This window comes from Streptomyces sp. NPDC028289 (genome assembly GCF_055565975.1).
Window position 1 is genome coordinate 110057 of the sequence record NZ_JBVHTI010000005.1, and the last position, 14865, is coordinate 124921.

Consider the following 14865-nt stretch of genomic DNA (forward strand, 5'->3'; position numbering starts at 1 on the left):
ATACTTGTCTTTGCCAAGTTTTTATGCACGCCCTCGCCGATTTATTTGCCTGTGGCAACCAAGCAGTTCTATGGTTGCCCCAAGCAACGAATACGGTCGTGAGGAGGTGTGCGGGATGGCGGAGCAGGCGCAGTTCGAGGAGCTGGCGCGTCAGCTCAGCGCGGTCGGAGCCGTGAAGCGGGACCTGGGCCGCATCCTGCCGCCCGAGTGCCCGACCGGCTCGGCGGCGGTACTGACGCTGCTCGGCCGCCACGGCTCCATGCGCATGAGCAAGCTCGCCGAGCTGCTCGCCGTGGACATGTCCGTGACCAGCCGGCACGTGGCGCACGTCGCCGAGCGCGGCTGGATCGAGCGCTCCCCCGACCCGGCGGACAAGCGCTCCCGCATCCTGCACCTCACCCCCGCGGGCGAGGCGACCCTCGTGGAGCTGTCCCGGCGCAGCACCGAGCTGCTCGCCGAACGGCTGGGCGACTGGAGCGACGAGGAGGTCGACCAGCTGATCCGGCTGATGACCCGGCTCCGGGACAGCTTCGGCGACTGCCGGGCCGCGGCCCCGCACCCGCGGCCGCCCGCCGTCACCGCACCGGCCCCGGGCGCCGCGAAGCCCCCGGCCGAGGCCAAGGTCACGGTCGCATCCGCCGCCCGCGCCCCCACGCCCGTACTCGAACCGACGACCACCCGTACACCCGCATAAGACGTAAGAGAAGGAAGCCCATGGCAACGACCACACCAGCCGGTGTGCGGGCTCACGCCAAGCCGCACGGGGGAGGCTCCGTCGAGCAGACCCCGATGACGCACCGGCAGATCATGGAGGCCATCTCCGGTCTGCTGCTCGGCATGTTCGTGGCGATCCTGTCGTCCACGATCGTCACCAACGCCCTGCCGCACATCATCACCGACCTCGGCGGCGGCCAGTCCGCCTACACCTGGGTCGTCACCGCCTCGCTGCTGGCCATGACCGCGACCACCCCGCTGTGGGGCAAGCTCGCCGACCTGTACAGCAAGAAGGCGCTCGTCCAGATAGCCCTGGTCATCTACGTACTGGGCTCCGCGGCGGCCGGTCTGTCGCAGAACGCCGGCATGCTGATCGCCTGCCGTGTCGTCCAGGGCGTCGGCGTCGGCGGTCTGTCCGCCCTCGCCCAGATCGTCATGGCCGCGATGATCTCGCCGCGCGAGCGCGGCCGTTACTCCGGCTACCTCGGTGCGACCTTCGCCGTCGCCACCGTCGGCGGCCCGCTGCTCGGCGGTGTCATCACCGACACCTCGTGGCTGGGCTGGCGCTGGTGCTTCTACGTCGGCGTCCCCTTCGCCGTCCTCGCGCTGATCGTGCTGCAGAAGACCCTGCACCTGCCCGTCGTGAAGCGGGACGTCAAGGTCGACTGGGCCGGCGCGTTCTTCGTCGCCGCCGCCGTCTCGCTGCTGCTGGTCTGGGTCACCTTCGCCGGTGACAAGTACGACTGGATCTCGTGGCAGACGTACACGATGATCGGCGGCTCGATCGTCCTCGGTCTGATCTTCGTGCTCGTCGAGTCGAAGGCCAAGGAGCCGATCATCCCGCTGCGGCTGTTCAAGAACCGCACCATCACCCTGGCCTCGCTGGCCTCCCTGTTCGTCGGTGTCGCGATGTTCACCGGCACGGTGTTCTTCAGCCAGTACTTCCAGCTGGCCCGCGACAAGTCCCCGACGATGTCCGGTGTGATGACGATCCCGATGATCGGTGGTCTGTTCGTCTCCTCGACCGTCTCCGGCCAGTTCATCACCCGTACCGGCCGCTGGAAGGCCTGGCTGGTCAGCGGTGGCGTCCTCGTGACGGCCGGCCTCGGCCTGCTCGGCACCATCCGCTACGACACGGCGTACTGGAAGATGTCGATCTTCATGGCGCTGCTGGGTCTCGGCATCGGCATGATGATGCAGAACCTGGTGCTCTGCACCCAGAACCAGGTCGCCCCGAGCGACCTCGGCTCGGCCAGCTCCACGGTCACCTTCTTCCGCTCGCTGGGCGGTGCTGTGGGCGTCTCCGCCCTCGGCGCGGTGATGGCCCGCCGGATCACGCACTACGTGACCGAGGGCGCCGCCGCCCTCCCGCACAAGTACCAGGTCGCCCTGGCCGGTTCCAGCTCGTCCGACGACAGCCTCCCGGACCTCGGCAAGCTGCCCGCCCCGCTGCGTACCCTCATGGAGAGCGCGTACGGTCACGCCATCGCCGACGTCTTCCTGATCGCCGCCTGCCTCGCGGCCCTCGCGTTCCTGATCAGCCTGTTCATCAAGGAGGTCCCGCTGAAGACCAAGGGCGGGCTCGCCCAGGCCGCCGAGGCGGAGAACGCGGGCAGCCCGGAGACCGTGCCGGCCGCCGTCGCGGCTGCCGTCGCCGCTCCGGTCGAGGAGCAGCAGGTCCCCAGCTGGGCCGCCCCGGTCGTGAGCAGCACCCCGGAGGCCGCGGCCGCGCCGGAGGCCACCCGGCAGTTCGCCGCCGTGGCCACCATCGCCGGTCCCGAGCAGTCGGCGGGCTTCGGCGGTACCCCGGTGCACGGCTTCGTGCGCGGTGCCGAGAGCGCGCCGGTCGCGCAGGCAGCGGTCACCCTGATCTCGCTGTCCGGCCGCCAGCTGGGCCGCTCGGTCGCGGGCCTCGACGGTTCCTACCGGCTGGACGCGCCCGGTGCGGGCTCGTACGTGCTGATCGCCTCCGCCGACGGCTACCAGCCGCAGGCCGCCACGGTCGTGGTGGGCGAGGAGCCGCTGCCCTACGACCTCCTGCTGAGCGGTACCAGCGGCCTGAGCGGCGTCGTCCGCGGCGCCGGGAGCGCGCTCCCGGTCAAGGACGCGATGGTCATCGTGACCGACGTGCGCGGCGACCTGCTGGCCACCGCGGCCACCGGTGAGCAGGGCGACTTCCGCTTCGGCGAGCTGGTGCCGGGTGTCGTCACGGTCGCGGTGAACGCGGCCGGGTACCGGCCCCGCGCCGTGCCGGTCGAGATCGGCGGCACCGGGGTCACCCGGATCGAGGTCGACCTGGACGCCGGCGCCCAGCTCCAGGGTGTCGTACGGGCCCCGCACGGTCCGCTGGCCGACGCCCGCGTGACCCTCGTGGACGCGGCGGGCAACGTGGTCGGCACGTCCACCACCGGCCTGGACGGCGCGTACGCCTTCGCCGACCTGGACGGCGGTGACTACACCGTGATCGCGACGGGCTACCCGCCGGTCGCCACCGCGCTGAACGTCACCGGTGCCGGTGTCGACGGCCACGACATCGAACTCTCCCACCCGGGCGAGTAGTTCGCACTCCGGCCCGTGGCGGGCGCGCCCACAAGGAGGCGCCCGCCGCGGGCCGGTCCCATAAGGCCAATTTGTAATCGTTTGACTGTCTGACCAGATGACTGTTCGAGTGTTCGCAGGGAGAAACGGGATGGGACTGACCGCGAGGATCCGTACCCGGGACGGATGGGCCGTGTCGCACGCGGTCGTCACGGTGACCGACATGACCGGCAGCCAGGTGCTGCGCGCCGAGGCCGACGACGAGGGCACGGTGCGCGACCCGAACCCGCTCGCGCCGGGGGCGTACACCGTCATCGTCACGGCGCTGGGCTACGCCCCGGCCGCCTCCAGCGCCATCGTCACCGCGAGCGGCCGCGCCGAGATCGGTACGGTGACGCTGGCGCGGCAGGGCGGCACCGAGCTGCCCCCGCCGGGCCCGTGGACGGTGGACCCGGCGCACTCCACCGTGGGCGCGGTCGCCCAGCACCTGGGCATCTCCAGCGTCCGGGGCCGCTTCACGGACTTCAGCGCGGGGATCGAGATCGCCCCCGACGACGTCACCAAGTCCCGTGTCCAGGCGGTCATCCGCGCCGCCTCCATCGACACCGGCAACGGCATGCGCGACACCCACCTGCGCTCCGCCGACTTCCTCGACGTCGAACGCCACCCCGAGATCACCTACACCTCGACGGGCCTGACGGCGGCCGGTTCCGACCGCTGGACGGTACACGGCGAGCTCTCCCTGCACGGTGTCGTACGACCGGTCGACCTCGCCCTCGCCTACCTCGGCACCGGCGCCGACCCGTGGGGCGGCACCCGCGCCGCCTTCCGCGCGACGACCGAGCTGCACCGCGAGGACTTCGCCATGAACTACAACCAGGTCGTCCAGGCGGGCATCGCCGCCATCGGCACGACCCTCAAGATCGAGCTGGAGATCCAGGCGGTCCAGGGCGAGTCGCTGCCGCAGGCGTGAACATGCCCTCGGCAGGGACAGGCTGAGCGCGCCCCACGCCCCTAGGCTGGCGCCATGGCACCGAACATCGCGACGAACACCACCGTCTCCCTCGACGAACTGCTGGACTTCGTACGGCCCCGCCACCGCGCGATCCTGCTCACCCGGCGCGCCGACGGCAGCCCGCAGGGGTCGCCGCTGACCTGCGGGGTCGACGACTCCGGGCGCATCGTCGTCTCCACGTACCCCGAGCGGGCCAAGACACGGAACGCGAAGCGGGACGAGCGGGTGAGCCTGCTCGTCCTGAGCGACGACTGGAACGGGCCGTGGGTGCAGGTGGACGGACGGGCCGAGGTGATCGACTCCCCCGAGTCGGTGGAGCCGCTGGTGGAGTACTACCGGAACATCGCCGGGGAGCACCCGGACTGGGACGAGTACCGGGCGGCGATGGTGAAGCAGGGGAAGTCGATCATCCGGGTGACCCCGGAGAAGTGGGGACCGGTGGCTACCGGTGGCTTCCCGGCGCGGTTGGCTTCGCCGGACGCGTAGCGGGGTCGGCCGGGCGCCGGCCTTCGGGGTCGACGGCGTCCGCCGCGGTGTTCCCGGCAGCTGCTGTCGGCGCGCAGAGCGTCCGGCGGACGGCGTCGCGGAGCCAGCGGTGGGCGCCGTCGACCGTGTGCCGGGGGTGCCAGGCCATCCCGATGGTCAGGGGTGGCAGCGGCAGCGGGATGTCGAGGAGGCGCAGTCCGAGGGCGCCCGCGTCGCGGGTGAGGGGTGAGGGGGCCGCGCCGGGGGGTGCGGCGGGTACGAGGCAGACGAGGTCGCTGCGGGCGGCGAGGGTCATCGCGGCCAGGTGGCCGGGGAGGACGACGCTGACCCGGCGGTGGAGGTCCAGCTCGGCGAGGGCGGTGTCGAGGGGGCCGGTGAACCGGCCGCGGCGGCTGACCGCGACGTGGTCGGCGGCGGCGAGCCGGGCCGGGGTCAGCGGACCTTCGGTGAGGGGATGGCCGGACCGGACGGCCGCGACCATGCGGAGGTTGACCAGTTCTTCGACCCGGGTCTCGGGGTCCACATGGTCGATGGATCCGATCTCCAGGTCGATCCGGCCGTCGCGCAGCGCGGGTCCGGCCTCCAGTTCTTCGGCCCGGATCCGGAACGAGACCCCCGGCGCCTCCCGCCCGGCCAGTTCCAGCAGCCCGGGGGCCAGCGCCGCGCCGACCAGGTCCGCGGCCTGGAGGGTGAAGGTGCTGCGCAGGCCGGCGGGGTCGACGCTCGCGCCGGGGCTGAGCAGCACGCCGAGGCTGCGGACCACCGTGGCCGCCTCCTCGCGCAGGGCCTGGGCGCGTGGCGTGGGAACCATGGCCTGCCCGGCCCGGACCAGGAGGGGGTCCTGGAGGACGCGGCGCAGCCGGGCGAGGGTGCGGCTCATGGCGGCGGGCGAGGTGTGCAGCCGTGCGGCGGCACGGGTCACGCTCTGCTCGGCCAGCAAAGCGTCCAGCGCGACGGCGAGATTGGCGTCGATGACCGGATCCGGGCTGTTCACCAGCATCATTCCATTCCGAGCAATGATTCCGTACCGAAGTTCCCATTGTGGCAGCACGGAGGTCCTCCGCAGGATGAGGGGCGTACCGGACCAGTACGACCTGAGAGGTTCTGATGATCGTCATCACTGCTCCCACCGGGAACATCGGCCGTCACCTGCTCTCCCGGCTCCTGGAGTCCGCTCCCGCCGCGGGCGGGGAACTGCGCGTGATCGTGCGCGATCCCGCCCGGCTTCCGGACGCGGCGCGCGGCCGCGTCGAGGTGGTCACCGGATCGCACGGGGAAGCCGGGGTCCTCGACCGGGCCTTCGAGGGTGCGGACGCCGTCTTCTGGCTCGTCCCCCCGGACGCCTCCCTGACCCCGTACGACGCGTACAGCGCTTTCACCCTCCCCGCCGTCAAGGCGCTCACCGCCCACGGCGTCGGCCACGTCGTCGGCGTCTCCGCGCTCGGCCGCGGCACCCCGCTCGCCGACCGGGCCGGCCTCGTCACCGCCTCCCTGGCCATGGACGACCTCATCGCCGGCACCGGCGTCGCCTACCGTGCACTGGCCTGCCCGTCCTTCTTCGAGAACCTCCTGGAGGAAGCCGACTCGATCCGCGAGCAGGGCGTCTTCACCGACTCGGTCGACGCCGGCCGCAAGGCCCCCATGGTCGCTGTCGCCGACATCGCGGCCACCGCTGCCGGCCTGCTGCTGAACCGCTCGTGGACCGGCACCGGCAGCGTCCCGGTGCTCGGCCCGCAGGACCTGTCCCCCGACGACCTGGCCCGCATCATGACCGAACAGCTCGGCCGCCCCGTCCGCTACGAACGCCGGCCGCTCGACGAGCTGTTCACCACCCTCGTCGGTCTCGGCCTCGACGAGGCGTTCGTCCAGGGCATCGTCGACATGAAGCGGGCCAAGGACGCGGGCCTCGACGCCGGCGTCGCCCGCACCGCGGACACCGCCTCGCCCACCGGCTTCGAGCAGTGGTGCGCCCAGACCCTCAAGCCCGCCGTCCTGGAGGCATCCTGATGCCCGCCGACCCGACCGAACCGCCGGTCACGGCGTTCATGCTGGTCAAGACCACACCCGAATGGCTCGCCCTGACCGTCCAGGAGCGCGTGGACGCCTTCACCACCCGGGTGCTGCCGGCCATCGAGGCCAGGACCGCCGGAGTCCGGTCCCGCTTCTACGACACGGAGTTCTACTCCGCGCGCGTCACCGACGTCTGGGTGTGGGAAGCCGAGGACCACCGCGCCTACCAGCGCCTCGTCGACGCCCTGCGCGAGACCCCGTTCTGGGACCGCTACTTCGAGGTCGTCGACCTTCTCGTCGGCACCGAGAACGGCTACGCGCGCACCTACGGGCTCGACGCCGTCGCCACCATCCGGCCGACGTCCGCCTGAGCGCTCCGCCGGAAGTGCCTCGGTACGCCGTGGGTCCGGCTGCGGCGCCGTCGTGGCTGGTCGCGCCCGCGCGGCGGTAGCCGCACATCGGATACGGCCGCGCGCCCCTGACGGGTCGCTGGAACCGCTCAGGCGCCCTTCGCCACCATCGCCTCGATGCCGGCGATCAGCAGATCCAGCGCGAACGTGAAGTCCCGGTCCAGCATCTCGGCGACGGTGTCGCCGCCCCTCGCCGCCATGAGGTCCCTGGACTCCTCGATGATCCCCGCTGTCGCCGGGGCCTCGGTGACCGCGTGCATCGCGGTGTGGAAGTACTCGTCCTGGGTCATGCCGGCCGCTGCCACGCGCTCGGCGAAGTGGCCCTCGATCGTGCCGTAGCCGTAGACGAACTGGAAGACGGCCGAGATCGCGCCGGTCACGCCGTGGGCGGGCAGGCCGGCGCGGCGGACCACCTCCTGGACCACCCGGGAGAAGGCGAGCGAGTGCGGGCCGATGTTGAGGTAGCGGCCGGCCAGCGGGGAGAGCCAGGGGTGGCGGACCAGCAGGGCGCGGTACCCCGTGGCCAGGGCCCGCAGTTGCTCCCGCCAGTCGCCGGCGGCCGCATCGGGCAGGTTCAGCTCGCCGAAGGCCGCGTCCAGGGCGAGTTCGAGCAGGTCGTCCTTGGTGTCGACGTACCAGTACACGGACATCGCGGTCACGTTGAGCTCGGCCGCCAGCCGCCGCATGGAGAACTTGTCGAGCCCGTCGGCATCGAGGAGCCGGACGGTGACGGAGGTGATCCTGGCCCGGTCGAGCCCGGACGGCTGCCCACTGCGCCCGCCCTTGCCGGCCTTCTCCTCCAGCCACACACTGGCCCGCGCCATAAGCGACACCCTCCTCCACGTTCCTTCTCAAGATGCTAGAACTCCGGCGCCCCTGAAAGGGGCGCGGGGAACTGCGCGACCAGCCACGACGAGCCCGCACTCGCCGATGGACATGTACCCCCTCCCCCTCAGGCGACATTCTTCTCGGCCCTCCTGAGAAGCCCCGCAGCCACGAACCCCCCGGCGACCACCGCGGCCGCCCCCCACCAACTGCCCCGCCCCCAACCCGTTCCCGAACTCCGCCGGCGTGCCGTTGATCCCGGCCCCCACGCCGGCCTTCTCCGGAGGAATCGCGCTCATGACGGCGTGCGCCATCGCCGGGTTGGCGAGCGCGCACCCCGCACCGATCAGCAGCAGCCCCAGGGCGATCGCCACCGGCGTCTCCAGCCGCGTCGCCCACCTGGCCGACAGCCCGGTGAAGTTGAGCGCGACGACCGTCAGCGCGAGCGGTGCCGTGCGCAGGCCGGCCTCCAACGGGCCGGAGCCGAGGACGAGTTGCGAGACAGATGACACCGAGGGCACGGCAAAGGGCGGTGACCACGGAGGTCACCGCCCTTGCGCCGCTGTTCAGGAGTCCGTCAGCTGGTGCTCGCCTTCTGTGTGAGGTCGTAGAAGGTGGACGAACCCACCGTCACCTTCTTGAAGTTCTGCTCGACCCAGGAGGAGATCTGCGAGGACGTGCCGCTGCTGCTGCCGCCCATCATGCCGCCGCCGGTGCCGGAGGAGACGAAGTAGTGGATCTTGCCTTCGGCCACGTACTTCTTGAACTGGGCGAGCGTCGGGGACGGGTCGGTGCCGTTGAAGCCGCCGATCGCCATCACCGCGTCGCCGGTGGAGAGCTGGTAGCTCGCCGCGTTCTGGGCGCCGATGGCCGCCGCGACCCAGGTGTACTGGGAGGAGTTCTTCTGCAGCAGCGCCTTGGCCTCGGAGGAGACGGTCGCGCCGTTCAGCAGGCCACCTGCGCCACCGGCCATACCGCCGCCCGTGCCGCCCTCGCCCGTCCGGGCGCCGCCCGGGAAGCCGCCGGTGCCGTTCTGGCCCTGGCCCTGGGTGGTGCCGTTGCCGCCCTGCTGGTTCTGGCCGAAGCCGCCACCGCCCATACCGCCGCCGAAGCCGCCGGTGCCGGTGCCGCCCGGGAAGCCGCCGGTGCCGTTCTGGCCCTGGCCCTGGGTGGTGCCGTTGCCGCCCTGCTGGTTCTGGCCGAAGCCGCCACCGCCCGTGCCACCGCCGAAGCCGCCCCGGCCACCACCGGGACCGCCGCCGAAGCCCATCATGCTGGCACCGGCGGGACCGGCCGTCGGGATGGAGCCGGTGTGCGCGGAGTTCACCGTGCTCAGGGTGTACGCCGTCGGACCCGCGAGCGCCGCCAGCAGGCCCACCGCGGCCGCGCCGAGGGCGAGCTGCCGCGAGATCCGGCCCGCGAAGACCAGGCCGAGCGCGGCGGCCAGACCGCCGATCAGGACCAGGTACTTCAGCCAGGGCAGGTAGGTGGCGGTGCGGTTGAGAAGGACGTAACCCCAGACCGCGGCCGAGACCACGGCGGCGGCGAGGGTGATCGACGCCCACAGTTCGGCGCGCTTCTCCCACAGCAGCCCCGCACCCATGCCGACCACGGCGGCGATGTAGGGGGCGAGGGCGACCGTGTAGTACTGGTGGAAGATGCCCGCCATGTAGCTGAACACGATCATGGTCATCAGCAGCGAGCCGCCCCAGACCAGGAACGAGGCCCGGGTCACCGAGGTCCGCTTCAGCCTGCGGGTCGCCACCAGACCGGCGACCAGGAGGATCAGCGCGGCCGGGATCAGCCAGGAGATCTGGCTGCCGATCTCGTCGTTGAACATCCGGTTCCAGCCGGTCGCGCCCCAGCGGCCCGAGCCGGTGCCGCCGCCACCGCCGCCGACGCTGCCGGTCTCGTCGCCGCTGATGCGGCCGAGGCCGTTGTAGCCGAAGGTCAGCGACAGGAAGCTGTTGTCCTGGGAGCCGCCGATGTAGGGGCGGGAGGAGGCCGGCCACAGCTCGACGATCGCCACCCACCAGCCGCCGGAGACGACCAGCGCGCCGGTCGCGAGGGCCAGCTGACCGATCCGCTTCTTCCACGTGTGCGGGCCGACGGCCGCGTACACGAACGCCAGCGCCGGCAGGATCAGGAAGGCCTGGAGCGTCTTGGCGAGGAAGGCGAAGCCGATCGCCACGCCCGCCCACACCAGCCACCTGGTACGCCCGTCCTCGACGGCGCGGACCACGAAGTAGCAGGCCAGGGACATCAGCAGGGCCAGCATCGCGTCCGGGTTGTTGAACCGGAACATCAGCGCCGCGACGGGGGTGAGCGCGAGCACGGCGCCCGCGATCAGGCCGGCCGCGGGGCTGAACCGGCGGCGCACGGAGGCGTAGACGACCGCGACCGTGCCGACGCCCATGAGGACCTCGGGGCCGAGGATCGTCCAGGAGTTCAGGCCGAAGATCCGGGCCGCGATCTCCATCGGCCACATGAACGCCGAGGGCTTGTCGACGGTGATCGCGTTGCCCGCGTCCAGCGAGCCGAAGAACATCGCCTTCCAGCTCTTGGTGCCGGCCTGGACGGCGGCCGAGTAGAAGGAGTTGGAGTAGCCGTTGACGCTCAGGTTGTAGAAGTACAGCACCGCGGTGGCGACCAGCAGGCCGAGGAAGGCCGGGCGCACCCAGCGGGGGTCCTCGGAGCGGCCGCGCCACAGTCTCCGTACGAAGGGCTGCTTCGGTTCACCGGAGCCGGGGGCGGGCGCCACCGGGACGTCGGGGGCCTGCTGCGGCTGCGGGGGAGCCGTGGGGGGCGCGGTCGGGGGCGGGCCCCACTGGGCCGGATGCTCGGTGTCGGTGCTCATCGGGGTTCCCCCGGCTCGGTGTCGTGGGGGCGCACCGGCTGCAACTGCATGGTGGCGTCCCTCCAGGTGCCGTCCGCGGCTTCACCGGCGCGGAACTGAGTGGTCGTGGCGCCGTTCTGGGCGTACGGCGGGTGCGCCGGGCGCTGCGGGAGCGGGCCCTGCGGCCGGTACGGCTGCTGGTACGGCTGGTGTCCGCCGGTCGGGTAGGCCGGGGACGACGGGTTGTGCTGAGCCACCACCGTCGACTCCTGCCGGTCGGTGCCGTCGCGGTCCGGGAAGACCCAGGCGCGGAAGAGCAGGAAGCGCAGCACGGTCGCCGCGAGGTTGGCGGCGATCAGCACCGCCAGCTCGGTGGAGTGCGAGGGGTCGCTGCTCGCCGCGTTCAGGGCGGCGAGGGAGCCACTGGTGAGTGCGAGGCCGATACCGAAGACGACCAGGCCCTGCGCCTGGTGCCGGACCGCCCCGCCCCGGCCGCGCACCCCGAAGGTGAGACGCCGGTTGGCGGCCGTGTTCGCCACCGCCGACACCAGCAGCGCGAGCGCGTTGGCGATCTGCGAGCCGGAGAACTCCCGGAAGAGGCTGTAGAGGACCAGGTAGAAGAGGGTCGACAGGCCGCCGACCACGCAGAACCCGACGAGCTGCTGGGCCAGGCCCTTCGGCACGTCCTGGATGTCGCGGTCACGCGGGTCGTCACCGAACGGGCGGGTGATGCGGTCCAGCGGCAGCGAACCGGTGGCCAGCGCCTTGCCGACCCGCCACACGCCCTTGAGGTCCTCGGTGGCCGTCTTCACGATGTGCACGGTCGAGTCCGGGTCGTCGACCCAGTCGACGGGCACCTCGTGGATGCGCAGCCCCGCGCGCTCGGCGATCACCAGCATCTCGGTGTCGAAGAACCAGCCGGTGTCCTCGACCATCGGCAGCAGCACCTGCGCGACATCGCGCCGGATCGCCTTGAAGCCGCACTGCGCGTCCGAGAAGCGGGCCTGCAGCGAGCCGCGCAGGATCAGGTTGTAGGAGCGGCTGATGAACTCCCGCTTGGCGCCGCGCACCACGCGCGACGAGCGGGCCAGCCGGGAACCGATCGCCAGGTCGGAGTGGCCGGAGATGAGCGGCGCCACCAGCGGCAGCAGCGCGTTCAGGTCGGTCGACAGGTCCACGTCCATGTACGCGAGGATCGGCGCGTCCGAGGCCGACCAGACGGTCCGCAGCGCACGGCCGCGGCCCTTCTGCTCCAGCCGGAACGACTTGACCTCGGCGATCTCCGCCTCCAGCTGCTTGGCCACCTGGGGCGTGGTGTCCGTGGACGCGTTGTCCGCGATGGTGATGCGGTACGCGTACGGGAACGTGCGCTTGAGGTGGTCATGCAGTCTGAGGACGCATGGGCCGAGGTCCTTCTCCTCGTTGTAGACGGGGATCACTACGTCCAGGACAGGCGTACCGGCGTTACCGGCCGGGAGGTGCTCCCGCGCCGGCAGGGTGCCGGGAGAAGAGTCGGTTCGCATGGCATCGACTCTCGTCAAGCGCCCTGTTGCACCCATGTGGTGGCACTGTGCTGTGCCTGTGAGTGCGATTGCCAGTTGGTTTCGGGGTCCGGCTGGGGAGCCGCCGGGGCCAGCGCGGGCAGATACAGGGTGAACACCGTGCGGCCGGGAACACTGTCCACGGTGACGGCACCGCCGTGCGCGGACGCCACCGCCTGCACGATGGCGAGCCCCAGACCCGTGGATCCCGTGGACCGCGACCGCGCCGAGTCGCCGCGCGCGAACCGCTCGAAGACGTGCGGCAGCAGATCCGGCGGAATGCCCTGCCCGTTGTCCTCCACGTCGACGCACATCCACGGACCGCGGCGCTGGATGCGAGCGGTGACGGTGGTCCCGGCCGGGGTGTGCTTGCGCGCGTTGCCGAGCAGGTTGATCAGCACCTGCTGGATACGGGCCGCGTCGGCGGCCACCAGCGCCGGCTCGTCGGGCAGGTCGAGGCGCCAGTTGTGGTCCATGCCGGCGGCACGCGTGTCGCTGATCGTGTCGACGACGAGCGGGATGAGGTCGGTGTGCTCGAACTGCAGCGGGCGCCCCGCGTCCAGCCGGGCGAGCAGCAGCAGGTCCTCCACGAGGAGGGTCATCCGCCCGGCCTCGGACTCGATACGGCCGAGGGCGTGCCGGGTGTCGGGCCCGACCTGCTCCCTGCCCCGCCGGGTCAGCTCCGCGTAGCCGCGGATGGAGGCGAGCGGGGTCCTGAGCTCGTGACTGGCGTCGGCGACGAACTGCCGTACCCGCATCTCGCTCTGCTGGCGGGCGTGCAGGGCGCCGTGCACGTGGTTGAGCATCCGGTTCAGCGCGGAGCCGACCTGACCGACCTCGGTGTGCGGGTCGCACTCGGACTCCGGCACCCGCTCGCTCAGGTTCACCTCGCCGGTGTGCAGCGGAAGCTCGGAGACCCGGGTGGCGGTGGCGGCGACCCGGCGCAGGGGGCGGGTGGCGACGTTGACCATCACGGTGCCGGCCAGGGTGGCGGCGATGAGACCGGAGGCGGTGAGGCTGATCTCGACGATGATCAGGGTGTTGATGGTGCCGTCGACGTCGGCGGTCGGGATACCGACGTAGTAGCCGGTGGTGCCGTCGGTCGCGTACTTGACGAGGTACGTGCCGAGGCCCGGCATCTCCACGCTGTGGATCCTCTGGTCCTGGGAGACGGAGTTGAGCACCTTGAGCTGGGCGTCCGTGAGCGCCTTGGCACTCATCGAGAAGTCGTCGCTGGACTTCACGCCCCGCTTGGAGTCGGTGATGCTGCCGTTCTGGACCGTGGCCGCGATGGTGCCGTCCGGCTGCGGGCCCGTCACGAACTTGGAGAGGTCGGTCGTGCCGTCGGCGTTCCGATCCTGATTGGGCCCGGCGCTGCCGGTGGCGGATCCGGTCCCGGTGCCGTTGGTCTTGAGCCGGTTGCCGAGCGGGCCGCCGAAGTCACGAGGCGCCACACGCGCCGCGACCTCGCCCAGCTTGCCTTCCAGCTGCCCGTACAGGTGGTCCCGCAGAACGAGGGTGGTGACCGTCCCGATCACCGCGCAGACCACGGCGATCAGGGTCACGGACACGACGACGAGCCGGGTCCGCAGGGTGCGCGGTTTTCCCGCTAGTCGCTTCTGCGTACGCGGCCGTCGTCGCCCGCTCATGAGGCGGCGGGCTTGATGAGGTACCCGGCGCCACGCCGGGTGTGGATCATCGGCTCCCGGCCGGCGTCGATCTTCCGTCGCAGGTAGGAGATGTAGAGCTCGACCACGTTGGCCTGGCCGCCGAAGTCGTACGACCACACGCGGTCCAGGATCTGGGCCTTGCTCAGCACCCGCCGCGGGTTGCGCATCAGGAAGCGCAGCAGCTCGAACTCGGTTGCGGTGAGGTGAATGCCCTCCCCGGCCCGCGAGACCTCGTGGCTGTCCTCGTCCAGGGTGAGGTCACCGACGACGAGCACGGAGTCGGACCGCCGGTCGGCCGCACCGGAGCGGCGGATGAGCCCGCGCAGCCGGGCCACGACCTCTTCGAGGCTGAAGGGCTTGGTGACGTAGTCGTCACCGCCGGCCGTGAGACCCGCGATCCGGTCCTCGACCGCGTCCTTCGCGGTCAGGAACAGCACCGGCACGTCCGGCAGTTCGCGCCGCAGGCGCCCCAGCACGGTGAGGCCGTCCATGTCGGGCAGCATCATGTCGAGGACGACGGCGTCGGGGCGGAACTCCCGGGCGGTCTGTATGGCGCCCTGGCCGTCGCCCGCACTCCTGATCTGCCAGCCCTCGTAGCGGAGGGCCATGGAAAGGAGTTCGGTGATCGACAGCTCGTCGTCCACCACAAGCACTCGGACGGGGCTCCCGTCCGGCCTCAGCAGTTCGGTGCGCCCCTGGGGCGAGGTCGTGGTCATGGTGGACACCTTGTCGGTGTCCTCTGAGAACACGCTTTCACTAATCTGTGATTTCCCTAAGAAACACACAGGTGCCTCTCAGGGAACGCCTGGGAATCCCATCA

12 protein-coding genes and 1 pseudogene are annotated in these 14865 nt (G+C 71.4%); 6 read left to right on the top strand and 7 right to left on the bottom strand.

Annotation, left to right across the window (positions count from 1 at the left end):
• Positions 1–115 precede the first annotated feature (115 nt).
• The 4 genes from ACZ4UV_RS25280 to ACZ4UV_RS25295 all read left to right on the top strand — a co-directional run bounded on the left by ACZ4UV_RS25280 (position 116) and on the right by ACZ4UV_RS25295 (position 4753).
• On the top strand, positions 116–694 hold the full coding sequence (locus ACZ4UV_RS25280; protein WP_451017317.1) for a MarR family winged helix-turn-helix transcriptional regulator: 579 nt from the start codon (positions 116–118) through the stop codon (positions 692–694).
• A gap of 95 nt (positions 695–789) precedes the next feature.
• On the top strand, positions 790–3273 hold the full coding sequence (locus tag ACZ4UV_RS25285) for an MFS transporter (protein WP_467841791.1): 2484 nt from the start codon (positions 790–792) through the stop codon (positions 3271–3273).
• Between the two features lie 130 nt (positions 3274–3403).
• Positions 3404–4225 carry a YceI family protein gene (locus ACZ4UV_RS25290; RefSeq protein WP_352365856.1) on the top strand — a complete coding sequence of 274 codons (822 nt, stop codon included), beginning with the start codon at positions 3404–3406 and terminating at the stop codon, positions 4223–4225.
• A 54-nt stretch (positions 4226–4279) separates the two neighbouring features.
• On the top strand, positions 4280–4753 hold the full coding sequence (locus ACZ4UV_RS25295) for a PPOX class F420-dependent oxidoreductase (protein ID WP_093501042.1): 474 nt from the start codon (positions 4280–4282) through the stop codon (positions 4751–4753).
• On the opposite strand, the gene ACZ4UV_RS25300 is transcribed toward ACZ4UV_RS25295, so the two are convergent.
• Positions 4710–5756, bottom strand: a complete 1047-nt coding sequence (locus ACZ4UV_RS25300) for a LysR family transcriptional regulator (RefSeq protein WP_467840875.1) — start codon at positions 5754–5756, stop codon at positions 4710–4712. The genes ACZ4UV_RS25295 and ACZ4UV_RS25300 overlap by 44 nt on opposite strands.
• Before the next feature lie 104 nt (positions 5757–5860).
• On the opposite strand from ACZ4UV_RS25300, the gene ACZ4UV_RS25305 reads away from it, so the two are divergent.
• Both ACZ4UV_RS25305 and ACZ4UV_RS25310 read left to right on the top strand, forming a co-directional pair.
• Positions 5861–6760, top strand: a complete 900-nt coding sequence (locus ACZ4UV_RS25305) for an NAD(P)H-binding protein (RefSeq protein WP_451017320.1) — start codon at positions 5861–5863, stop codon at positions 6758–6760.
• Positions 6760–7134 carry a darcynin family protein gene (locus ACZ4UV_RS25310; protein ID WP_451017321.1) on the top strand — a complete coding sequence of 125 codons (375 nt, stop codon included), beginning with the start codon at positions 6760–6762 and terminating at the stop codon, positions 7132–7134. The genes ACZ4UV_RS25305 and ACZ4UV_RS25310 overlap by 1 nt, the downstream gene beginning before the upstream one ends.
• 128 nt (positions 7135–7262) lie before the next feature.
• Here the strand turns inward: ACZ4UV_RS25310 and ACZ4UV_RS25315 are convergent, their stop codons facing one another.
• The 6 genes and pseudogenes from ACZ4UV_RS25315 to ACZ4UV_RS25340 form a co-directional block, all read right to left on the bottom strand.
• A complete protein-coding gene (locus tag ACZ4UV_RS25315; protein ID WP_451017322.1) occupies positions 7263–7997 on the bottom strand; it encodes a TetR/AcrR family transcriptional regulator in 735 nt (244 codons plus the stop codon).
• A 128-nt stretch (positions 7998–8125) separates the two neighbouring features.
• Positions 8126–8495: pseudogene (locus ACZ4UV_RS25320) on the bottom strand (MFS transporter); the annotation flags it as partial.
• An 80-nt stretch (positions 8496–8575) separates the two neighbouring features.
• Positions 8576–10855, bottom strand: a complete 2280-nt coding sequence (locus tag ACZ4UV_RS25325) for a glycosyltransferase family 39 protein (RefSeq protein WP_451017323.1) — start codon at positions 10853–10855, stop codon at positions 8576–8578.
• Positions 10852–12357: a bifunctional glycosyltransferase family 2/GtrA family protein gene (locus tag ACZ4UV_RS25330; RefSeq protein WP_467840881.1), complete on the bottom strand. Its 1506-nt coding sequence runs from the start codon at positions 12355–12357 to the stop codon at positions 10852–10854. Before ACZ4UV_RS25330 ends, ACZ4UV_RS25325 begins: the two co-directional genes overlap by 4 nt.
• Before the next feature lie 14 nt (positions 12358–12371).
• A complete protein-coding gene (locus tag ACZ4UV_RS25335) occupies positions 12372–14024 on the bottom strand; it encodes a HAMP domain-containing sensor histidine kinase (RefSeq protein ID WP_451017325.1) in 1653 nt (550 codons plus the stop codon).
• The gene (locus tag ACZ4UV_RS25340; RefSeq protein WP_046727718.1) at positions 14021–14761 is read right to left on the bottom strand and encodes a response regulator transcription factor; all 741 of its coding nucleotides are present in this window, start codon (positions 14759–14761) and stop codon (positions 14021–14023) included. The genes ACZ4UV_RS25335 and ACZ4UV_RS25340 overlap by 4 nt, the downstream gene beginning before the upstream one ends.
• Positions 14762–14865 lie beyond the last annotated feature (104 nt).

Bases quoted from the DNA above. Each gene is read 5' to 3' on its own strand.
- ACZ4UV_RS25315 (WP_451017322.1), bottom strand. From the start codon at position 7,997: ATGGCGCGGGCCAGTGTGTGGCTGGAGGAGAAGGCCGGCAAGGGCGGG.
- ACZ4UV_RS25290 (WP_352365856.1), top strand. From the start codon at position 3,404: ATGGGACTGACCGCGAGGATCCGTACCCGGGACGGATGGGCCGTGTCG.
- ACZ4UV_RS25340 (WP_046727718.1), bottom strand. From the start codon at position 14,761: ATGACCACGACCTCGCCCCAGGGGCGCACCGAACTGCTGAGGCCGGAC.
- ACZ4UV_RS25310 (WP_451017321.1), top strand. From the start codon at position 6,760: ATGCCCGCCGACCCGACCGAACCGCCGGTCACGGCGTTCATGCTGGTC.
- ACZ4UV_RS25325 (WP_451017323.1), bottom strand. From the start codon at position 10,855: ATGAGCACCGACACCGAGCATCCGGCCCAGTGGGGCCCGCCCCCGACC.
- ACZ4UV_RS25335 (WP_451017325.1), bottom strand. From the start codon at position 14,024: ATGAGCGGGCGACGACGGCCGCGTACGCAGAAGCGACTAGCGGGAAAA.
- ACZ4UV_RS25305 (WP_451017320.1), top strand. From the start codon at position 5,861: ATGATCGTCATCACTGCTCCCACCGGGAACATCGGCCGTCACCTGCTC.
- ACZ4UV_RS25280 (WP_451017317.1), top strand. From the start codon at position 116: ATGGCGGAGCAGGCGCAGTTCGAGGAGCTGGCGCGTCAGCTCAGCGCG.
- ACZ4UV_RS25295 (WP_093501042.1), top strand. From the start codon at position 4,280: ATGGCACCGAACATCGCGACGAACACCACCGTCTCCCTCGACGAACTG.
- ACZ4UV_RS25330 (WP_467840881.1), bottom strand. From the start codon at position 12,357: ATGCGAACCGACTCTTCTCCCGGCACCCTGCCGGCGCGGGAGCACCTC.
- ACZ4UV_RS25300 (WP_467840875.1), bottom strand. From the start codon at position 5,756: ATGATGCTGGTGAACAGCCCGGATCCGGTCATCGACGCCAATCTCGCC.
- ACZ4UV_RS25285 (WP_467841791.1), top strand. From the start codon at position 790: ATGACGCACCGGCAGATCATGGAGGCCATCTCCGGTCTGCTGCTCGGC.